23 protein-coding genes are annotated in these 21,522 nt (G+C 50.4%); 5 read left to right on the top strand and 18 right to left on the bottom strand.

Features of this window, described 5'->3' with window-relative positions:
* Positions 1–66 precede the first annotated feature (66 nt).
* The 10 genes from DW720_RS00910 to DW720_RS00860 all read right to left on the bottom strand — a co-directional run bounded on the left by DW720_RS00910 (position 67) and on the right by DW720_RS00860 (position 9,375).
* Positions 67–843: a hypothetical protein gene (locus DW720_RS00910; protein WP_117796563.1), complete on the bottom strand. Its 777-nt coding sequence runs from the start codon at positions 841–843 to the stop codon at positions 67–69.
* A gap of 414 nt (positions 844–1,257) precedes the next feature.
* Complete coding sequence (gene hisIE / locus DW720_RS00900) at positions 1,258–1,944, bottom strand: bifunctional phosphoribosyl-AMP cyclohydrolase/phosphoribosyl-ATP diphosphatase HisIE (RefSeq protein ID WP_118742756.1); 687 nt, start codon at positions 1,942–1,944, stop codon at positions 1,258–1,260.
* Between the two features lie 336 nt (positions 1,945–2,280).
* The gene (gene hisF / locus DW720_RS00895) at positions 2,281–3,039 is read right to left on the bottom strand and encodes an imidazole glycerol phosphate synthase subunit HisF (protein ID WP_117796566.1); all 759 of its coding nucleotides are present in this window, start codon (positions 3,037–3,039) and stop codon (positions 2,281–2,283) included.
* Positions 3,040–3,123: 84 nt separating this feature from the next.
* Positions 3,124–3,834, bottom strand: coding sequence for a 1-(5-phosphoribosyl)-5-[(5-phosphoribosylamino)methylideneamino]imidazole-4-carboxamide isomerase (hisA, locus tag DW720_RS00890; protein WP_118471643.1), 711 nt, complete (start codon positions 3,832–3,834; stop codon positions 3,124–3,126).
* Between the two features lie 78 nt (positions 3,835–3,912).
* Positions 3,913–4,530 (bottom strand): imidazole glycerol phosphate synthase subunit HisH, encoded by a 618-nt coding sequence (hisH, locus tag DW720_RS00885; RefSeq protein ID WP_022360499.1) that lies wholly within the window; start codon positions 4,528–4,530, stop codon positions 3,913–3,915.
* A 108-nt stretch (positions 4,531–4,638) separates the two neighbouring features.
* The gene (hisB, locus tag DW720_RS00880) at positions 4,639–5,235 is read right to left on the bottom strand and encodes an imidazoleglycerol-phosphate dehydratase HisB (protein WP_118493391.1); all 597 of its coding nucleotides are present in this window, start codon (positions 5,233–5,235) and stop codon (positions 4,639–4,641) included.
* Positions 5,236–5,344: 109 nt separating this feature from the next.
* The gene (hisC, locus tag DW720_RS00875) at positions 5,345–6,460 is read right to left on the bottom strand and encodes a histidinol-phosphate transaminase (protein ID WP_118524365.1); all 1,116 of its coding nucleotides are present in this window, start codon (positions 6,458–6,460) and stop codon (positions 5,345–5,347) included.
* Between the two features lie 6 nt (positions 6,461–6,466).
* Positions 6,467–7,180, bottom strand: coding sequence for an ATP phosphoribosyltransferase (gene hisG / locus DW720_RS00870; protein WP_022360496.1), 714 nt, complete (start codon positions 7,178–7,180; stop codon positions 6,467–6,469).
* Positions 7,174–8,346, bottom strand: a complete 1,173-nt coding sequence (locus DW720_RS00865; protein ID WP_118749152.1) for an ATP phosphoribosyltransferase regulatory subunit — start codon at positions 8,344–8,346, stop codon at positions 7,174–7,176. Before DW720_RS00865 ends, hisG begins: the two co-directional genes overlap by 7 nt.
* Before the next feature lie 261 nt (positions 8,347–8,607).
* On the bottom strand, positions 8,608–9,375 hold the full coding sequence (locus tag DW720_RS00860; RefSeq protein ID WP_107000889.1) for an NAD(P)-binding domain-containing protein: 768 nt from the start codon (positions 9,373–9,375) through the stop codon (positions 8,608–8,610).
* 402 nt (positions 9,376–9,777) lie between these two features.
* Between DW720_RS00860 and DW720_RS00855 the strand changes: the two genes are divergently transcribed.
* From DW720_RS00855 to DW720_RS00835, 5 genes are read left to right on the top strand one after another with little or no spacing between them, the layout of a single operon-like run.
* Positions 9,778–11,118, top strand: a complete 1,341-nt coding sequence (locus tag DW720_RS00855) for a potassium transporter TrkG (RefSeq protein ID WP_118482493.1) — start codon at positions 9,778–9,780, stop codon at positions 11,116–11,118.
* Between the two features lie 13 nt (positions 11,119–11,131).
* Entirely contained in the window at positions 11,132–11,779 is a 648-nt protein-coding gene (locus DW720_RS00850; protein WP_118482492.1) for a TrkA family potassium uptake protein, read from the top strand.
* A 17-nt stretch (positions 11,780–11,796) separates the two neighbouring features.
* A complete protein-coding gene (locus tag DW720_RS00845) occupies positions 11,797–12,081 on the top strand; it encodes a hypothetical protein (RefSeq protein ID WP_147353584.1) in 285 nt (94 codons plus the stop codon).
* Between the two features lie 49 nt (positions 12,082–12,130).
* Positions 12,131–14,113 (top strand): DUF4118 domain-containing protein, encoded by a 1,983-nt coding sequence (locus DW720_RS00840; RefSeq protein ID WP_243015363.1) that lies wholly within the window; start codon positions 12,131–12,133, stop codon positions 14,111–14,113.
* The gene (locus DW720_RS00835; protein ID WP_022360489.1) at positions 14,106–14,807 is read left to right on the top strand and encodes a response regulator transcription factor; all 702 of its coding nucleotides are present in this window, start codon (positions 14,106–14,108) and stop codon (positions 14,805–14,807) included. The genes DW720_RS00840 and DW720_RS00835 overlap by 8 nt, the downstream gene beginning before the upstream one ends.
* A gap of 176 nt (positions 14,808–14,983) precedes the next feature.
* Here DW720_RS00835 and DW720_RS00830 read toward each other — a convergent pair whose 3' ends face one another.
* From DW720_RS00830 to modA, 8 genes are all read right to left on the bottom strand, one after another.
* Positions 14,984–15,472, bottom strand: coding sequence for a MogA/MoaB family molybdenum cofactor biosynthesis protein (locus DW720_RS00830; protein WP_117796574.1), 489 nt, complete (start codon positions 15,470–15,472; stop codon positions 14,984–14,986).
* Positions 15,473–15,501: 29 nt separating this feature from the next.
* A complete protein-coding gene (locus tag DW720_RS00825; RefSeq protein WP_022360487.1) occupies positions 15,502–15,939 on the bottom strand; it encodes an MOSC domain-containing protein in 438 nt (145 codons plus the stop codon).
* A gap of 126 nt (positions 15,940–16,065) precedes the next feature.
* Positions 16,066–17,046 (bottom strand): GTP 3',8-cyclase MoaA, encoded by a 981-nt coding sequence (gene moaA / locus DW720_RS00820; RefSeq protein ID WP_118493371.1) that lies wholly within the window; start codon positions 17,044–17,046, stop codon positions 16,066–16,068.
* The gene (gene moaC, locus DW720_RS00815) at positions 17,043–17,519 is read right to left on the bottom strand and encodes a cyclic pyranopterin monophosphate synthase MoaC (protein WP_118749151.1); all 477 of its coding nucleotides are present in this window, start codon (positions 17,517–17,519) and stop codon (positions 17,043–17,045) included. Before moaC ends, moaA begins: the two co-directional genes overlap by 4 nt.
* Positions 17,494–18,483 (bottom strand): NTP transferase domain-containing protein, encoded by a 990-nt coding sequence (locus DW720_RS00810; protein ID WP_182436500.1) that lies wholly within the window; start codon positions 18,481–18,483, stop codon positions 17,494–17,496. The genes moaC and DW720_RS00810 overlap by 26 nt, the downstream gene beginning before the upstream one ends.
* Positions 18,484–18,505: 22 nt before the next feature.
* Complete coding sequence (locus tag DW720_RS00805; RefSeq protein WP_118742749.1) at positions 18,506–19,594, bottom strand: sulfate/molybdate ABC transporter ATP-binding protein; 1,089 nt, start codon at positions 19,592–19,594, stop codon at positions 18,506–18,508.
* Positions 19,591–20,370, bottom strand: a complete 780-nt coding sequence (modB, locus tag DW720_RS00800; protein ID WP_118742748.1) for a molybdate ABC transporter permease subunit — start codon at positions 20,368–20,370, stop codon at positions 19,591–19,593. Before modB ends, DW720_RS00805 begins: the two co-directional genes overlap by 4 nt.
* Positions 20,371–20,633: 263 nt before the next feature.
* Positions 20,634–21,494, bottom strand: a complete 861-nt coding sequence (gene modA / locus DW720_RS00795; RefSeq protein WP_118742747.1) for a molybdate ABC transporter substrate-binding protein — start codon at positions 21,492–21,494, stop codon at positions 20,634–20,636.
* Between the last annotated feature and the right edge of the window lie 28 nt (positions 21,495–21,522).

The raw sequence follows: 21,522 nt of genomic DNA, 5'->3' as shown, positions 1-21,522 counted from the left end.
ACTCGTCGGCAGAATTTGTGCTGCAACACAGATTCAAGAGGCAGAACACCTATGGGTGGTCTGCTTTTATTTTTCCAACTCTTCTTTTAAGTTGGAAATAAAAGTGGGTAACATGTTTTCAATGTAAAGTGTGATGAAATCTAAATCTTTTTCGGTCACATTCTGGGGAATGATAACCTTTGCCACAGAACCAGAAAGTGTTGGTATTGTAAAACAATACGCCGACGGCTCCATCGACGTCAGAACTTCCTCTTTGGATTCAGCGGTACTATTTTCACTAACCTCTTTAGAATCTTTAGAAGAACTTTCATCCTCAAAGGAGTCAATATCATTCTCATCTGATTCCAAAAGAATAATGCCGTTTTTCAGTATTCCTACCTGCTCTGCATTTTCAATGAATTTCGCAGCGGCAATATCCTTAGCGCTTTTCGTTAGATTGTATTCTAAAAGAAGTATATTACTAAGCTTATCTTGACTAGGAAGGGCCTGGTTTTCATATCTTTCCACGATCTTACGATATAGCGGAGCCGATAAAAAGCTTTCTACGATAGCGCGTCTGGTATCTAATTCATTAACCGGATAGACAATCCGCTTGGCAAGTTCTGTCAGTTCAACCGCTCCATTTGAACCTCGAATCAATCCAAACTGCTTTGCAGTACTAATCTTTGCCCGAAAGGAATTTGTCTTCACGCTAAATCCAAGAACACTTGCAATAGTATTGATAGATACACGCTTTCCACCGATTTTTACAATTTCATTAATGAAATCCACAATTTCTTTAATAGAAAACATGGGATACAGTGAACTTCTTTCCTTTATATTTTTTTCAGCCGACTGTGCCATCTGAGAATCTCCCTCCTTAAATCCACGTCTAGTATAGCATCTACCATCCACTTCGTCAAGACTTAAACTTAATTTGATTCTCAATGTGCTCAAAATTTGATTCTTATTTACGTCCATTCTCGTAAAAACTATGTTTTTTACATTGTAAATTTAAAATTGAGTGCACATATCATTAAAAAAGACCATATCATTTTTCTTATATTTTGCGAAACAGCATCTGTTGTCATTTGCTGTTTCACAAATTTCATTTTTTCCTTCTGCACTCCTATTTTTAACCTGATTCTCCAGGCATTCCATACACTTAATATATATAATTTTCGTATAAAAATAGGCTATTGCAAACACCTGCATCCGCAATAGCCCATTCTTACCTTCTACTATATTCGTCACTCTCCAAAAACTTAAAAGAGCTTTCTACCGCATATACTCCTGCTTCACCTTATGATCCACCACATGCCGCTTCGCCAGCTCTTTCGTCACATCCTCTACACTGATGCCCGCGTCTGCCATCAGAACCATGGCATGGTAACACAGATCTGCCAGCTCGTAGATCGTTTCGTCCTTGTCTTTCTTCGCTGCCGCGATGATAACCTCGGTACACTCCTCGCCGACTTTCTTCAGAATCTTGTCCAGACCTTTATCAAACAGGTAAGTCGTATAGCTTCCTTCCTTCGGATTCGTCTTACGTCCCATAATGAGGTCGTAAAGTCCCTCATAGGAAAACGGCGTGATCTCCTCGTTCTGGTAAACCGGATCAAAGAAGCAACTCTCCGCGCCCGTATGGCATGCCGGACCTTCCTTGACTACCTCGACAATCAAGGTGTCCTTATCGCAGTCCGCATAAATACTGGAAATATGCTGCACATTCCCGCTCGTCTCACCCTTTCTCCAGAGTTCCTGACGGCTGCGGCTGTAAAAACAGGTTTTCTTCTCACGAAGGCTGATCTCCAGACTCTCCTTATTCATCCAGGCCATCATCAGAACCTTTTTGCTATAATGATCCTGCACAATCGCCGGAATCAGACCTTTCTCATTAAACTTTAACTCATCAATCTTAAACGACGGCTCTACGCCTGCAATCTCGTTGATATTCTCACTCATATTTTTATCCTGCCTTATCACATAAAATTTTAATTACATCGTAACTGTTCAGTACCTTCACAGTCACGCGCAAAATTCCATTAAAAATTGCCTGCTGGCTCATGTTTTCGTACGATCAGCGCAGCGCCGACGCTCTCCTTCGTGCTCCACAGGAGAACAGGCATCCAAAAACTGTAGAAAACATCGCATACGCCGGTGCTTAGTGAGGTCTTTTCGAACTTAGCACCGCTGCGTAGGCGCAAGAGCGAAAGCGTTTTTCGGAAGTTTCTGGATGCCTGTTTTCCGTCCCTCTCACGAAAAAGCGCCGCCCTCAAACTTTTGGGAAATCTATGCGATTTAGATCAACCGCATCTCCACCCCATTCTCCGCCAAATACTGCTTGAGTTCCTTAATATTTACTTCCTTCCGGTGGAAAATACTCGCCGCCAGTCCCGCGTCGATCTGCGGATACTGGAAGAGGTCTAAAAAATCTTCTTTCTTTCCCGCGCCTCCCGATGCAATAATCGGCACATCGACACGCTTCGCGATCTCCAAAAGCATCGGAATATCAAATCCCTGCTTCACACCGTCCGTATCGATACTGTTGACCACCAGCTCGCCTGCGCCGCGTCTGACGCCGGATTCTGCCCATTCCAGCGCATCAATGCCTGTATCGACACGCCCGCCCTGCTTAAATACGTGGTATTCGTCTCCAACACGTTTAACATCCATCGAAAGCACCACACACTGATCGCCGTAGCGGTGTGCCGCCTCGGTAATAAGCTCCGGATTTTTGATCGCGCCGCTGTTGACGCTGACCTTGTCCGCGCCGCATTTTAAAACGCGGTCGAAATCATCCAGCGTGCTGATGCCGCCGCCGACCGTCAGCGGGATGAAAACCCGTTTTGCCGCCTCAGTCAGGATGTCGGTAAAGATTTTTCTTCCTTCTACACTTGCCGTAATATCATAAAATACCAGCTCGTCCGCGCCGCTCTGGTTGTAAAATTCTGCCATCTCGACCGGATCCGCCACATCCTGGATTCCCTCGAAGTTGACGCCTTTCACGACACGCCCGTTCTTTACATCCAGACACGGAATAATACGTTTTGAAATCATGCCGTTCCCTCCTGATTTCTTTTTCTGATTATTCATTCGAACGCTTCGAATGATTTTTTTGCCGCTTTTTATACGGCGCTTCTCCTAAACGGAATATTTCAGTGCTTCCTTTAAATCAATCGCACCCAGATACAGCGCTTTTCCTAAAATCGCACCATACACCTCATTTTTCAAGATCTCAATCTCCTTGAGGCTGCTGATTCCACCGGACGCCACGATATCCAGCCCTTCAATCTGCGATAATTCTTTATAAAGCTCCAGGTTCGTTCCCTGCATCTTTCCATCGCGGGAAATATCGGTGTAAATGACCGTTTTCACTCCCGTATCGCGCAGGCGGCGGCAAAAGTCAACGCCTCTTACCTCGCTCGTCTCAAGCCACCCGTGAGTCGCCACAAAACCATCCTTCGCGTCCACACCGACTGCAATTTTATCGCCGTATTTGCGGACCATTTCTTCGACAAATGGATAATTTGTGACCGCCACCGTGCCGAGAATCACGCGTCCGGCTCCGAGCGACAGGTATTTGTCGATGGATGCCTCGTTGCGGATGCCGCCGCCGACTTCTACAAATAATCCCGTTGTCTTAATCAGCTTCTCTATCGTGTCAAAATTTGCCAGCGCCGCGTCTTTCGCGCCGTCCAGATCGACCACGTGCAGGTTTTTCGCGCCCTGCTCCTTGAATCCCAGCGCCACCTTCTCCGGCCGGTCGCTGAATACTGTCATCTGGTTATAATCGCCCTGCACCAGGCGCACCGCCTTGCCGTCCCGCAAATCAATCGCCGGAAATAGCTCCATGTCCGTTTCCTCTCCATAACTGTTTAAATCCAATCTACAAGCCTGAAAAAACAGTTACCTTTCTTGTTTTTCTATTAATTATATCTCCGAAAACGCCTTCAGAATCCGCAGTCCCACTTCCCCGCTCTTCTCCGGATGAAACTGGCAGCCCATGACATTTTCATTTGCCGCGGACGCCGTGACCGGAATGCCGTACTCCGAGGTTGCCAGCAGACTCTCATCACAATCTTTTCCATAGAAGCTGTGGACAAAGTAGACGTAATCGCCCTCTTTGCTGTATTTAAACAGCGGATGCTTCTTTCCTTTTTCCGTCAGATGCAGGCTGTTCCAACCCATGTGCGGCACTTTTAGGTTTGCCGGAATGTCTTCTTTTAAGTCTGCCATCACGCCCGGAATCAGTCCCAGACCCTGATGCTCGCCGTATTCATAGCTTTTATCAAAGAGAAGCTGCATTCCGAGGCAGATTCCCATGATCGGTTTGCCTGCTTTTGCTTCATCCAGCAGCGGCTCTGCCATTCCGGATCCGCGCAGTTTCGCAATCGCATCGCCATACGCGCCGACGCCTGGTAAAATGATGTGATCCGCTTTTCTTAAATCTTCCGGATCGCGGCTGACTTTATTTTCCAGTCCCAGGTAACTGAGGGAGGAACTGAGGGAAAACAGGTTTCCCACGCCGTAGTCAATAATTGTTATCATTTGCAGCCTCCTATATCAATTCATGTATGTTCCCGCAGTCAACGCAGGAACCTGCTGAATCATTATAAACCTATTAAATAGATTTGTTATACTTACTTTTATCTTAGATCATAATACCCCTTTTGTCGATGGAATCTCGTCCCGGTACTTCTCATCGATCGACACCGCCTCGCCGAGCGCGCGTCCCAGTCCCTTGAACATCGCCTCGATGATATGGTGGCTGTTTTCGCCGTGGAACATTTTAAAATGCAGCGTCATCCGGCTGTTGGAGGACAGTGCAATCATAAATTCCTTTACAAGCTCGGTATCAAAATCGCCCACTTTTTCGGTCGGAATCTCCACATCCATGACCAGATAGGAACGTCCGCTTAAATCGAGCGCCGTCATTACCAGTGTTTCATCCATCGGAAGCAGGAAACTGCCATAACGGCGGATGCCCTTTTTATCACCCAGCGCCTCTAAAATTGCCTGTCCCAGGGCGATTCCGATGTCCTCTGTCGTATGATGGTAATCGACCTGCGTATCTCCGTCACATTTCAATGTGAGGTCAAACCGTCCATGTCTGGCAAAGAGCTCCAGCATATGGTTTAAAAATCCGCAGCCCGTATCGACCTGATATTTTCCCGTTCCATCTAAATCAATCGACAGGCTGATTTTCGTCTCTGCCGTGTTTCGTTCTAATGAAATCTTGCGTTCTCTTGACATTTCTGCCAGCCTTCCTTTCTTATTCACAGCTGCCCCATCTACAAAAACCATGCTGCCAGCATTTTCATACGGTTCCCACAGTAAATGCGTGAACCTATTGAATTCCAGCCTATCTTACAACTGCACTTCTCGCCGCTTCCACCAGCTTCTTCGTCTCCTCAACAAACGTTTCCATCTCTTCCTCGGATCCGATGGAAATGCGGACGTAATCTTTGATCCGCTCGCTGTCCCAGCGTCTTACCAGGATTCCTGCCTCGCGCAGTCCGTCAAAATAGACTTTTCCCGGCATATCGCCGCTCTTGGCAAAAATGAAGTTGGTCTTCGAATCCAGCACAGTAAATCCAAGTGCCCGGAGCGCCTCGGTCGTTTTTTCACGCGTTTTGCAGATGCGCCCGGTACATTCTTTCGTGTAGTCCCAGTCGCGCATCGCCGCCGCGCCAGCCAGAATCGACAGGCGGTTGACGTTATACGGGTTAAAACTGTATTTGATCCGGTTCATATCCGCGATGAGTTCCGGGTTTGCGATGGCAAATCCGACGCGCGCGCCGGCTAAGCTGCGGGATTTGGAAAAGGTCTGGATAATCACCAGATTTTCGTATTTCGGAAGCAATGATACACACGATTCGCCGCCGAAATCCACATACGCCTCATCCACCATCACAACGCGGTCCGGGTTGGACGCCGCTACTTCCTCAATCGCAGAAAGCGGCAGGTTCATGCCTGTCGGAGCGTTTGGATTGGCGATGATCACATTATTTCCGCAATTTTTATACGGTTCGATATTTAAGGTAAAATCTTCCTCCAGCGGAACTACCTTGAACGGGATTCCATAGAGCCCGCAGAGTGCCGGATAAAAGCCATACGTCAGATCCGCGAACTGAAGCGGCGCGTTCTGGTCGCAGAATGCCCGGAATGCAAAACCTAAAATCTCGTCGGAACCATTGCCCGCGATGACCTGGTTTGTTCCCACGCCGTAGTGGTCGGCGATCGCCTCGATGAGGACGCGCTCTTCCGGATCCGAATAAAGGCGTAAATTTGCAAGTTCCAGCGGCATAATTTTAGAAGAATTTACCTCATACCCCGCCAGAATCGCCTCCGCAACCTTCGGGCTCGGCGGATACGGGCATTCGTTTGTGTTCAGCTTGATAAATTTCCGCCCCTGCGGCTGCTCACCCGGTGTATACGGAAGAAGTGATTCGCTTGCTTTGCTCAAAAAACGGCTCATGTCTGCCTACGCCTCCTTTTTATCTTCTGCTGCGGTTTCTTTCTCCGCTTTCTCTTTTGCTTCTTTTTCTTTCTTTTCCTGTTCCTTTTTCTTCTGGTGTGCTTCCACCGCGCCCTTCAGCTTCTCCGCCATCTCGGTGATCTGCTTGTTTTTAAACTCAAAGCTGCTCTTGTTGGCGATGAAACGGGCGCTGATCGGCAGGAACTCTTCCAGCACTTTCAGGTGATTTTCACGGATCGTGCTGCCCGACTCTACAATATCCACGATGACGTCCGAAAGTCCCAGAATCGGCGCCAGCTCAATGCTTCCGTTTAATTTGATAATATCAATATCGCGTCCCAGCTTCGCGTAATGCTCTTTCGCAATATTCGTAAATTTCGTTGCCACGCGCACCGGTCGGTCTTTGTCCTCGACGTAATCCTCTTTTCCAGCCACGCACATCCGACATTTTCCAAGTCCCAGATCGAGAAGCTCGTATACATCCGGGTTGCTCTCCATCAGAATGTCTTTTCCGACGATTCCGACGTCTGCCGCATGGTGCTCAACGTAGATTGCCACATCACTCGGCTTTACGAGCAGGTAGCGGACACCCGTCTGTGGGTTCTCAAACACCAGTTTTCTATTTTCGTCGTAAATACTCTTGCAGTCATATCCGACCGACGCCAGAAGCTCATACACCTGATCGCCCAGTCTTCCCTTCGGCAGTGCTATGTTTAACATCTCGCGCCCTCCTTTCCATTCTCCTGAAAGGCAGTTTCCCGGTCCTCTTCCAGGGAAAGACGTCCGTCATACCGGTACAGATAGCAGTAACGCAGATCCTCCGGCACAGCTTTCTCCACCCGCACACGCAGTCCCTGACGGCGCAGGCTTTCAACCGCCTGGCACAGGCGCACTACATCGACATCCGGCTCATAGAGCACCAGCGCATCGACATCGTAGCGGATGCTCTTTTCCGGCAGGCGTTCCAGCTCTTTTAAATAGATGGCAAATCCGATCGCATCGGCTTTCTTTCCTAATTTTGCCATCATACCGTCGTACTGGCCGCCGGAAAGAACCTGGCGTGCCAGACCGTCTAAAAATCCCTGGAAAATAATACCGTTATAATATTCAATGTCATTGATCATCGAGAAGTCCAGCCGCACCTTGTCAAGCTGTCCGCCCAGTCCCATCACCTCCAGAACCTCATACAGGCGGGATAAAAGTGCAACCGCCTCCTTCATTTTCGGCGTATCCGCGATCGCACCTGCCTCTGCCAGCACCCGCCCAAACTCTCCGTACAGCCCGGAAACCTTCATCAATTTCTCTGTATCGCCCTCCGGCAGTGCCAGATCCGCGCACAGTTTTTCCAGCCCGCTGCGGTTTTTCGTCCGGATCAGCCCTAAAATGATATCTTTCTGATCGGCATTGACCGGAAGCTCTTCCATCAGTCCCACCACGAAATCCATGTTGGAAATCTTGAGCACATAGTCCGTCTCAAAATCCGCCAGACTCTTTAGCGCCAGCGCCAGCACCTCCGCGATCACGCAGTCATCCACGCCGCCCATGCACTCCAGTCCCATCTGGCTGATCTCTTTGTAAGTGTGGCTTTCCTTGCTCTCACGGTACACACTCTCCAGATAATAGACCTTCTCGCACGTATTTTTATCTGCCTTGGTGTTCTTCGCGATACTCAACGTCACGTCCGGCTTGAGAGCCATCAGGCGTCCGTCCAGATCCGTAAATGTCGGCACATTTTCCCCCAGCAGGAAACTTTTATTCGCTGCATACAAACTATATTCCTCAAACCGCCCCATCCGGTACTTGCGGTATCCATAGCTCTCATAAAGACCTCTCAGGCGAAGCGTCGCCGCCTCCGCCCTCCGAAGGCTCTGAATCTCTAAATTCATGCTCTATCTCCTCTCAACTGCCGCCGCAACCGCCCCGCCTCAACAAAATCTGCCGGACAATCACCCGCTCGTCTATATCCTGCCGTTATAGCTCCCATCACTTTTGTTTATCTTGCTATCATGGTAGCGTACTAAAGTGTTTTCTATATACTATCATTCCTTCTTAAAAAAAGCAACTACTTTTTTAGAATACTCACACTTTAATTAAAAGAAAAACTCGGGGCGTGAGAAATGTGCGCCCCGAGTTTTTCCACCTCGACTCTATTCTTTTATAACCTTCTCCAAAATCGGCCCCAGAATCTCCGTCCAAGGCGTATACGCATCCTTTTCCTCCAGATGCGTCAGCGCCATCCAGTTCAGTCCTCCCGGTGTCATTTCTCTGGCAAGGTCTTCCAGATCCCCGTCCCACGTCGCTGCCTTGCGGGACAGCGCCCCAGTAAATTCGGTGATGTATGCCCGTGCGGATGGCTCATCCAGCCCGTTTCTCTCACACCACTGGATAATGACGGTCAGAAGCATATAGTAAGCGCTCATCAGGCCCGTCGTGCTCCTAAGGATCGCGATCTGCTTCGGCGTATCGACCGGAACCGGCTTGCCGACGTGACTCATCAGATCGACTACCTCCGGGATATCCGGGTAAATCACCACCGGTCCGAATCGGTTCGCTGCGAAGGTCAGAGGCACAACATCCGCCAGAATCTCTCTCGGTCCAAACATTTCCTCGATGCGCTTTAAGCTCAGCGTTGCAACCAGATTGATAAACTTCTTCTCCGGTCCGATATGAAGCGGTTTTAAGATATCTTCCGCCGCCTTCGGAAGGAGCGCCGCAAAGACCCAGTCCGACCGATCCACAACTTCCTGGTTATCCGCCGCGACCGACACGATCTCCGGGTATTTCTCATGCAGCATCTGCGCCCGTTCTTTATTTCTCGGCGATACAACGATCTGCAGATTCTCCATTCCGCTCTCGCAGAATCCAGTCACGACGGACGTCGTAATGATTCCCGTTCCAATAAATCCCAGTTTCATAAACTTCTATCCTCTCTTTCTCCTCTCCGTTTACCCGAAATTTTTCCAGACGATTCCGAGCGAACTTACCTGATAGTTACTCCCCGATTTTATTCATATACACAGTATACAACCAGAAACACATATTTTCCAGCATCCTACTCATATCTCGGCGCACTTTTCCGGTTCTTCATCGTAATTCCTCCCTCAACCTTCGCACCCCACTTTGATCAGGCGCCTTATTTTATCGTTCATATTCTCCTTGCCATTTTCTTTGAAATTGTCCACTTCCGCAAATAAAGCGATTGAAATAAGCCATCTCCTCATCTTTATTCAATCTTAATACGTCGTAAATCTCCCTTATCCGCTCTTAAAATCTCCAGCTGTATAATATGACCATCACAGAAATAAGGAGCTGTCTTTATGCCTGAAGAGATTATTCGACGAAAGCGCCGCCTTTCGTCTTTTCAAATTATCACATTAGGGTTTGCCGGGGTCATTCTACTCGGAGCGCTACTGCTGATGCTGCCGATCTCCACGACTGGAGAGAATATTACTCCATTCAATGAAACGCTGTTTACTGCGACCTCTGCCGTCTGCGTGACAGGGCTTGTAGTGCAGGATACAGGCAGCTACTGGTCAACCTTTGGGCAGGTGGTTATTCTGGCACTGATCCAAATTGGTGGTCTTGGTGTCGTAACCGCAGCAGCATTGTTTGCGCTTTTGTCCGGGCGAAAAATCTCTCTGATGCAGCGCAGCACCATGCAGGATGCAATTTCAGCACCAAAGGTCGGCGGAATCGTCCGTCTGACACGCTTCATCCTGCGAGGGACGTTTCTGATTGAGCTGCTGGGAGCGCTTGCCGTGCTGCCGGTATTCTGCCGGGACTATGGATGGCGCGGCATCTGGATGGCGGTATTTCATTCCATATCCGCTTTTTGCAATGCCGGGTTTGACATTCTTGGGACAGAAAGCAACCGCTATCCATCTCTTACCGGCTACGCGGACAGCCCGGTAATCAATATCACGATTATGCTGCTGATCGTGATCGGCGGTATTGGATTTCTGACGTGGGATGACATCTTTGAAAACAAGTGGCGGTTTCATCGCTACCGAATGCAGAGCAAGGTGATTCTGGTCACGACAGGTTTTTTAATTTTTCTGCCTGCTATGTTTTTCTTCTTTTCAGACTTTTCCACGCTTCCCGCCGGAAACCGGCTGCTGGCATCCTTTTTTCAGTCTGTTACGCCGAGGACAGCGGGCTTCAACACGGTAAATCTTTCCACGATGTCCGGTGCATCACAGGGCGTAATAATCCTTTTGATGCTCATCGGCGGTTCTCCAGGTTCTACAGCAGGCGGCATGAAAACAACGACACTGGCGGTTCTGCTTGCCAATGCCACTGCAACCTTCCGCCAGCGCGATAATGTCCAATTTTTCGGACGCAGAGTCGATTGCAGCGCCGTCAAGACCGCCGCGACCATTCTGACGATGTACTTGATGCTGTTCTTTGGCGGTGCTGTCTTTATCAGCGCATATGAGAATCTTCCGCTGTCTGCCTGCCTGTATGAAACGGCATCGGCGGTCGGGACGGTGGGATTGACACTTGGTATTACACCGCAGCTGCACATTCCATCGCAAATGGTGTTGATCACGCTCATGTATCTGGGCAGAGTCGGCGGTCTTACCCTCATTTATGCGACATTTTCCAGCAAAAAAGTGGGGAATGCAAAGCTGCCGCAGGAAAAAATCACGATTGGATAAGGAGTCTTTTCACATGAAAAACATTCTATTGATTGGCACAGGCCGCTTCGGACGGCATATTGCAGTACAGCTTTCTCAGCTGGGGCATCAGGTCATGGCGGTCGATACAAACGAGGAACGAATCAATGATGTGCTGCCATATGTCACCAACGCACAAATTGGCGACAGTACAAACGCGGAGTTTCTTCGCTCTCTTGGCATCGGAAATTTTGATGTCTGCATCGTGACCATCAGCGGGAACTTTCAGAACTCGCTGGAAACCACCTCGCTGCTGAAAGAGCTGGGGGCGAAGTGCGTGGTGTCGCGTGCCGAGCGTGATGTGCAGGCAAAGTTTCTGCTTCGCAACGGTGCCGACCAGGTAGTCTACCCGGAAAAACAGGTGGCAAAATGGGCAGCGATCCGATACACTGCCGACCATATTTTCGACTACATAGAGATCGACGAGCAGCACGCCATTTTTGAAGTAGAAGTTCCGGCCGGGTGGATCGGCAAAAGCGTTGGCGAACTGAATATTCGCAGAAAATATGGCATTAACATTCTCGGCATCAAACACTCTGGAAAAACCGACGTTTCCATTACGCCGGATACGATGCTGTCCGGGGAAATAACGATTTTAGCGTTGGGCGAATACAAAGCGCTGCAAAAGTGCTTCCGAATCTGAATGGACGGTGAGGGTATATGGAAGATAGCGTTTTGATCGCTGGGACGGCGCTAATGTTCCTGTTCGGCTGGTTTTTGATGAAACGGCTGGATCGCTTTCTGGACGAAAATCAGAAGCACATCAAAGAATCATCCGAACAACAGCAGGCTGAACCGTGCGTGCATCTGGTCGGAAATATTTCTCCTGACGAACTTGAGGAAACGTTTTCCCGATTTCGCAATAGTCATGCCCATGTAGAAATCGTGATCTATGATTCAGAGCAAATTTCTTTTCCGGACAACGAATCCGATTGGGCGCAGTAGAAACCTCCACATTTTGGTGCTATAATATTGTTTAAGAGGGGGTGAAAATGTGCAGAATAAAGGAAGCGAAATGCCAAAAGAGCATATTCTTGTGTGCCTGTCCTCGTCTCCATCCAATGAACGCATTGTACGAATGGCAGGGAAAATGGCACAGGCATTTTGCGCCAGTCTTACCGCACTTTACGTGCAGACCCCCGGAGACGCTGATATGAACGCGGAAGATACCGTCCGTTTGCAGGCGAATATGCGTCTGGGGCAGCAGCTTGGCGCAGAAATTGTCACAACGCATGGTGAAGATGTGGCGACACAGATCGCGGAATATGTGCGGCTCTCTGATGTGACCAAAATTGTGATTGGGCGAAGCGGCGTACAGCGGCGGCATTTCTGGAGCGAATCGACGCTGACAGAACAGCTCATTACGCTTGCACCAGAGGTAGATATTTATATTATTCCGGATGTGGAAGCCTATAAGAACTGCCGCAGAAATCAGCCGCTTACTATCCGCCCGGCGTTTCCGACCGCCCGGGAACTACTTCTGACCATCGGAATTCTGGCAGTTACGACGGTCATCGGATGGATCTTTCTGCGGCTCAGCTTTGCAAATGACAATATCATCATGGTTTACCTGCTGGGTGTGCTTCTGACTTCCACTTTTACCAGCGGATATACCTGCGGTGTGCTGTCCGCTTTTTTGAGTGTCCTCCTGTTCAATTATTTTCTGACGGAACCCCGGCTGTCTTTGGCAGCCTATGGCAGCAAATACCCGATAACCTTTGCCGTCATGTTCGCGGCTGCACTTTTGACAAGTACACTTGCGGCCAAGCTCAAAGCCCACGCACAGCTATCCGCACGGGACGCTTATCGCACGAAGCTCCTTTTTGATATGAACAGACAGCTCCAAAAAGCGGAAACGCCGGAGGAGGTCTATCGGATGACCGCGACGCAGATACAAAAGCTCATGCAGCGAGACGTTCTGATTTACCCGGCACAGGGCAACGCTCTGCTGGATGGGAACATTTATCCGGCTGACGGAAGTAGTCCATACAGCATCCCAGATACCGACCGGGAACAGAACGTGGTTCAATGGGTCTGGCAAAACCGCAAGCGCGCCGGAGCAACGACGCAAAACTTTCCAAAAGCAAAACGGCTGTATCTTGCCATCCGTACCGGGCAGCAGATTTACGGTGTTGTCGGGATTCCGATGGAAAAGCAAACGCAGCCTGACGCATTTACATCCAGCGTTCTGTTCTCCATCCTCGGCGAGTGCTCTCTGGCGCTGGATAACCTGCGAAATGCCAGAGAAAAGGAAGAAGCTGCCGTTCTTGCAAAGAACGAACAGCTTCGCGCCAATCTTTTGCGTTCGATTTCTCATGATCTCAGGACACCACTGACCTCGATTTCCGGCAACGCAGATACGCTGCTGCACAGCTATGACGTGTTGGATGAGCAGACACGGAAACAGATTTTTACGGACATTTATGACGATGCACAATGGCTGACGGGGCTGGTTGAGAACTTGCTTTCCATTACGAAAATTGTAGACGGCAGCGTAAAGCTGCACCTTTCTGATCAGGTCGTGGATGACATCATATCGGAAGCACTCAGGCATATTGACCGAAGAGCGGCAGAACATCACATCGCAGTAGATTGCGGAGACGTACTGTTGCTGGCACGGATGGACGCAGGACTCATCATGCAGGTGCTCATCAATCTGGTGAATAACGCAGTCAAATATACTCCAGTTGGCTCGAACATCCGGATCACGGCAATCCCGCGAGAAAATATGGCTGAAATATGTGTCAGCGATAACGGTCCCGGTATTCCGAATGAACTGAAGGAACGTGTTTTTGAAATGTTCTTTACTGGGGGCAATCCAATTGGCGACAGCCGCCGAAGTCTTGGACTTGGACTTACGCTCTGTCAAACTATTGTCCATGCACATCATGGTGAAATGACGTTGAAAGACAATTCGCCGCATGGCTGCATCTTTTCCTTTACAATACCACTTAGTGAGGTGAACTTAAATGAATAAGCCGCTCATCCTCGTTGTAGAAGATGATACCCCGGTGCGAAATTTAATAACGATGACACTAAAAACTCACGAATATAGGTATCTTTCGGCGCAAAACGGCGCAAGTGCCGTGATGGAAGCGCTGTCTCACAACCCGGACATTGTACTGCTTGATCTGGGGCTGCCGGATATGGACGGCGTAGAAGTCATCCAAAAAATCCGGTCGTGGTCGAATATGCCGATCATTGTGATCAGCGCCAGAACAGAGGATTCCGATAAAATCGGGGCACTGGATGCTGGGGCGGATGATTATCTAACCAAGCCTTTTTCCGTGGACGAACTGTTGGCACGACTGCGGGTGACGCAGCGGAGACTGTCGATGATGAAAACAGACTCCGTGCAGGATTCTCCGATTTTTACGAATGGTGCGCTGAAAATCGACTATGCGGCAGGCTGCGCATATCTTGACGGCACAGAGCTGCACCTGACACCCATCGAATACAAGCTGCTGTGCCTGCTCTCCAAAAATGTTGGTAAGGTTCTGACACACACCTATATCACGCAGCAGATTTGGGGCAGCAGTTGGGAAAACGATATCGCTTCTCTGCGGGTGTTCATGGCGACCCTGCGCAAAAAGCTGGAACGCGGAAAAGACGGGCAGCAATACATACAAACACACATCGGAATCGGCTATCGGATGCTCCGCATCGAGTAAGTAATTCCTGAACTGAACATTCATGACTGAATGGAGTAGATTTCTTGTGGTCATTCCATTCTGCCCCAAATAAGCTGACCATCGTTGAAATAGCGAGGACTTGAAAGTCCTCGCTATTAGCATACATCGTCTTATATATTATATCTGTTTTTCCATCTTCGTTTTTGCTGCTTTCCCTACTTTCTAGCACACTCCCCATCAAGCCCCAAAAGGATTTTTAATCCATGATCCAGCTGCGGCAGAATGTACTCCAGACACTCCCGCACTGCCTTCGGACTACCCGGCAGGTTGACGATCAGCGTGCGTTTACGGATCCCACTTGCCGCTCGGCTTAACATCGTCCGCTTTGTAAATTGTAAGCTGTATGCCCGCATCGCCTCCGGGATACCCGGAACCATCCGTTCCGCGACCGCCAGCGTCGCCTCCGGCATAACGTCGCGCGGAGAAAATCCCGTTCCGCCCGTTGTTAAGAGCAGATCGGCCTTTCCCTCATCGCAGATCTCCTTCATCGCCTCTTCCAACATCGCCTGGTCGTCCGGCAGCACCTTCTGCCAGACCACCTCATAACCAGCCTCTCTCACCATTTCTGCGATTACCGGACCACTCACGTCCTCCCGTTTTCCCGCGTACCCGGAGTCACTGGATGTAATAATTGCTGCTCTCATTGTTTTCCCACCTCTCTTTGATCTCTTTCCTACGCTTCTTCCAGAATCTCCAGATTATCTCCCTCTTTGATCACGCCGCCGTGCAGCACCTTCGTAAATACGCCCTCCCGCGGCATGATACAATCGCCCATCGCCTGGAAGATCGCGCATCCATGGTGGCATTCTTTTCCGATCTGTGTCAATTCCAGCACGACGTCGTTGCATTTAAATTTTGTCCCGATCGGGAGCGTCTTGAAATCGATTCCTTCCACGACCAGATTTTCACCGAACGCGCCGTCCTCGACTTTCGCACCACGCGCGCGGAATTCCTGAATCCGGTCATATGAAAGAAGGCTGACCTGACGGTGCCATTTGCCCGCATGGGCGTCACCCTCGATTCCATAGTCCTCGATAAGACAGACCTGATGGACATTTTTCTTCTGAACACCTTTGATTTCACTGGTACACGTTGCGATTACTTTTCCCATGATTGTTTCCCCTTTTCTTTATCCATAAATTTTCCGATTTCATATTTCATATACGATATTTCACTTGTAACATTCCGCCGGCTCACACTTTCACCGCAGAAACCATAATCCTCACAAACACCCTGCTTATCCGCCTATCTGGGACATTCCCCGGTGTTCCCGATCCGTAAATTCCGTCTTTTTCTCAAAATTATGTCCCTTCGGCTTTTCCGCAAGCGCCTGTCCGATCGCCCGGCGCAGGTCTTCATCGGTACCGCCGCCGCGCAGAATGGTCTTTAATTCTACCCCATTGTCATACTGGAGACAGGTCTTTAAGAATCCTTCTGAGGTCAGCCGGATCCGATTGCATTCGGAACAGAATTTATGGCTGACCGCGCTGATAAAACCGATCCGCCCCTGAAAGCCAGGGACTGCGAAATAATGGCACGGGCCATTTCCTGCCACGTCCCCGCACGGGGTAAAGGTTCCAAATGCCTCTTCCAGCGCATGCTTCAACGCATCTTCTTTCACAAAGGCAAACTGCGTTCCCATGCCGATCGGCATCATTTCGATGAAACGCACGTGCACGTTATGGTTTTTCGCCAGTTCCGCCACCTCTAAAAGCTTTTGCTCCTCGATCCCAAGCACCGGCACACAATTTATCTTGATCTGCATCCTGCCTTTCTGGATCGCCGTCCGAAGGCCGCGTCTGACCGCTTCGATCTCATCCCGGCGTGTGAGCTGCCGGTACACCGACGCATCCAGCGTATCCAGGCTGATCGTGACTGAATCAACCCCCGCGTCCGCCAGCGCATCGTACATTTCTTCTAATAAAACACCGTTCGTCGTGATCGTCAGGCTCTTGATTCCCGGAATCTGTTTTAACGCTGCTGCTAACTCCGGCAGTCTCCGGCGCACCAGCGGTTCGCCTCCGGTCAGCTTGATTTTCTGAATGCCGTTCTCTGCCAGAATCTGACAGACCCTCTCGATCTCACCAAACCGCAGGATCTCTTCATGTGAAATGCTGCAGACGCCTTCCTCCGGCATACAGTACACACAGCGCAGGTTGCATCGGTCGGTCACGGAGATCCTGACGTAGTCGATCGTTCTGCCGTATCCGTCTATCATCGCACAAATTCCCCGCTCTTTCCTCCCGATTTTGCATCGAGATGTATCTCTCCGATCTCCATCCGCTTGTCGATCGCCTTGCACATATCATAAATGGTCAGAAGCGCCACGCTGACACCGGTCAGCGCCTCCATCTCGACGCCGGTCTTTCCTTCCAGCTTCGCAGTACAAAGTGCCTTGATCGTCAGCTCTTTTTCATTCACCTCAAAATCCACGCTGCATTTCGTGATGAGAAGTGTGTGGCACATCGGGATCAGGTGTGCGGTCTGCTTCACCGCCATGATTCCCGCCACACGCGCCATCCCCAGCACATCGCCCTTGGCAACCGTTCCCTCCAGAACCGCCTTCATGACAGCTTCATTGACGTGAATCTTGCCGGATGCCGTCGCCGTCCGGCTGGTAATCTTCTTTTCCGTTACATCTACCATGATCGCATTTCCCTTTTCATCAAAATGCGTTAATTTCTCTTCCATCTGTATCCTCCTTTTCCTCTTCTTCCAGCTCCAGAAAGATTTTCTCAAACGCTGCTTCTGCTGCCGCCTGCACTGCTGCTTCCATCCGGCGGAATTTTTCTAAAAACACCTTTCCCTCCGGCGTCAGCACAGAAAATCCGCCCTTGCTTCCGCCCGTCTGGCGCTCTAAAAACTGGATTCCCAGCTGCGCCTCCGCGATCTTGAGCATTTTCCAGCCCTTGCTGTAAGAAATATCCCGGATCTGACAGGCACCGAGCATTGAACCACTCTCAGCAACTGCCTCCAGAAAATCCGCCGTCAGCGCGCTGAAGCATTCTTCCTCGCGGCTCAGCGAAATCGACGCCCGAAATGCCAGCTCCCCGCGCTTCTGCCTGTCTTTTTCGTAGGCAAGCAGCGATTCGTAGTCCATTTTCGTGTTGGTGTCCAGTAAAACACCCGGATCTTCAACCTCGATCTCCCGGACACCTTCGCCCCACGCATCCATTGCGCCGCGGAGTCCTTTTCCACCCCGGTACGTTAAGATATGTCCAAACACTTCCTTCGACAGCATGACCGGGTGTCCTTTTTTTCCCTGACAGACCGGTACTGCCATGCTTCCGGGCGCCTGCGCCATCTTCTCGATTGTGTCCGCCGTGATCATCGGCACGTCGGCAGGGAACAACAGCACCCGATCGGCTTTTTTCTGGATATGGCGCAGTCCCATGCAGATTGAGCCGTACATCTGCGATGTCTCATACCGCTTGTTTCGGATACAGACCGCCCCACGGTGTGAAATATGACGTTCCAGCACATCTGCCTGATACCCGGTCACGACGACGATCGGCGAGATCCCCGCCTGCCGGATCGTGTCGATCTCCCTCTGTATCATCGTGGTCTGCCCCATCCGGAGCATCGGCTTTAATTCTTCCATGTGCGCCGACCGCCCTGCCGCCAGGATGATCGCGCCTGTTTTCCCATCTGCCATACATATCCCCTTTTCTATCATTCTAACCTTCTTTTAAAAGCATGATATCTCCCGGTGCAATTCCCAGCCGGACGCAGTCTCCGCGCTGATACTGGTTTAGTGAATCACTCTGCTTATAGTCTACCTTCCACCAGATCACCTCGCGTTCCAGTGCATTTTCTTTGTCACCCGCTGCCCCTGCATTTTCCACCGGACGCAGCAAAACATCCCACTCAAATGGCTGGCAGAGTGTGTCCCCCCACTCGCACGTAAATTCATTCGCACTGCCGCGCGCTGGGTAAAACTGGTGCGCCCGGATGCCGATATAGGCATGCTCCGCGGCAACCGCTTCTTCGGTCTGAAACGTGAGTCCCCAGTCGAGCGCCTCCACCTCATATTCGCCGATCCGCCGGATCCGGCTGAAGTTTTTACAGCCTGTCAGGCGTGCCGCAGTGACATTTTCCGGTTTCTGGAAAATCGCCCGCGTCTCTCCCTTCATCGCCACCTGTCCGCGGTTTAAGATGATGCTCTTCTCGCAGAACCGATAGACCTCGTCCCGGCTGTGGCTGACCATCAGCACATCGCCCGTGTACCCGCGGAGTACCTCGCGCACCTGGAACTGCAGTTGTTCCTTCAGATAATAATCAAGTGCCGAAAATGGTTCATCCAGCATGATCACATCCGGCTCATAGACGAGAATGCGCGCCAGCGCCACACGCTGCTGCTGTCCGCCGGAAAGCTGGGACGGATACCTTTTTTCAAGCCCTTCTAATTTAAAGAGACGGATCATGCGGGCAGCCGCTTCCTGTTTTTCCTCCTTGCTGCCCGAAAGCCCCGCTGCAATGTTGGTTTCTACGGTCATATTCGGAAACAATGCATAATTTTGGAATAAATAACCGACTTTCCGCTTCTGCGGCGGCAGGTTGATGCGCTTTTCCGAATCAAAGAGCACCCTGCCATTTAACACGATCCGCCCTTCGTCCGGCGTCTCAATTCCGGCGATACACTTGAGCGTCATGCTCTTGCCGCTTCCGGAGGCGCCGAGAATGCCCATGACGCCGCCATCGGTGTTAAGCGATACGTCCAGCGAAAAGCCGGAAAATCTCTTTTTGATTGCCGCCTGCAGGCTCATCCCGCGCCTCCCTTCTGTGCATCCGCTTCCCTGTCCGCAAACAGTTCCACCGAAACCTTTGCATCCTGACCGCCCGCTTCCACACTGTTATCTTTCTTTTTATGATTGCTGCTTCCGCGCATATCCCGCCGCGACAGCACATTCATCAGCACGACGACCAGGAAGGAAATCACCACGATGATCCACACATACTGGTATGCCATCGACATTTTTCCAGCCGCCACCTGTGAATAGATGGCAAGCGGCAGTGTCTGCGTCTTTCCGGCGATATTGCCCGCCAGCATCGCGGTCGCACCGAACTCGCCCAGTCCTCTTGCAAAGGCAAGGATCGCGCCGCTGAGGACGCCCGGCATCGCCGACGGCAGAATTACCTTCCAGAAAATGCGGCTCTCGGAAAATCCCAGCGTCCGAGCCGCATAGATAAGCGTCACATCGACCTGTTCAAACGCGCCGCGCGCTGCCCGGTACATAAGCGGAAATGAGATCGCCACCGCCGCGATCACCGTTGCCACCCATGAAAATACAATCTTGACGCCAAACAATTCCAGAAACAGCTGTCCGAGCGGTCGTTTTACACCAAAAATCATCAGCAGGAAGAAGCCTGCTACCGTCGGCGGCAGGACCATCGGAAGCGTCAGGATGCCGTCCAGCACCATTTTCACTTTCTCAGAGCGTGCCGATACCACCAGCCGCGCCATCCAGACTCCCAGAAAAAACGTAATAATGATCGACAGCGTTACTGTTTTCATCGATATCCATATCGGAGACCAGTCCATCTTTCTTCCCCTCCTTTCCTATGAATCAAGTCGAACGTCCGTGAGACCCAACTCCCACTGAGACAAATTTGCTATTATTCGCCACCTAAAGAGGTGGGAGTCTTCTCGACTGAGATAAAAACTGCCGCAGAACACCTGGTTTTCAACGGACCCTGCATTCTGCGGCGGATTTTATTCCATACATGGTTCACTGTCTGTCCTTCGCTGTCCTGCTTTCTATTCACACAGTCGGCTGCATATCCCAGACAGTCATCGCTCCCGGCTTATTTATTTGCTGTGAAGCCATACTCCGCAAAGAAGGAGAGCGCATCATCGGTTCCCAGATAATCTACAAACTTCTGTGCTGCATCTTTCTTTGTGCTTGCGCTTACAACACCAACCGGATAGATAACCTTCGATACGCTTCCTTCCGGTGCATATCCGATAACCTTTACCTGGTCAAACTGATCGCTGGTGGTTGCATCGGTCAGGTATACGATACCTGCATCTGCGCTTCCGGCTGCTACCCAGCTTAAAACCTCGGTTACGTTGGTACCAAAGCTTGTCTTAGCCTCTACATCATCCCACATACCCAGGTTCTCAAAGGCTTCCTTGGCGTACTGTCCAACCGGAACACTCTCCGGATCGCCGAGTGCAATCTTCTCTGCCTTTGTGATATCCTCAAAACCGGTAATTCCCAGTGTGGAATCCTTCGGAACGATCAGGGCGATCTTATTTTCCAGAAGCTCTACGACAGAATCTGCATCAACCAGTCCCTCGTCCTCCAGCGCGTTCATCTGCTTCATCGCTGCGGAGAAGAATACGTCTGCATCTGCGCCCTCTTCGATCTGGGTCTGCAGCTTTCCTGAACTGTCAAAGGTAAAGCTCAGCTTGATGTCCGGATTCTCTTTCTCAAATGCCGGCTGAATCTTGTCTTCCATAACGTACTGAAGGCTGGCTGCTGCCGCTACCAGAATCTCCTGCTGGTCGCCGGTTGCCTCTGCTTCTGCTTCGGTCTCCTCTGTCTCAGCTGCCTCTGCCTCCGTTTCCGGTGCTACTGTCTCAGCCGGTTTGCTGGATGAACATGCGGTCAGGGATGCTGCCGCCATCGCTGCTGCCATTACAAGTGCCCACGTTTTTCTCATATCTTGGTTTCTCCCTCATTTCACGCAC

Source organism: Clostridium sp. AM27-28 (assembly GCF_003480955.1).
Taxonomy (GTDB): Bacteria; Bacillota; Clostridia; order Lachnospirales; family Lachnospiraceae; genus Otoolea; species Otoolea fessa.
Note: the sequence above shows the minus strand (reverse complement) of the source record. Positions and strands in the feature narration are given on the sequence as shown.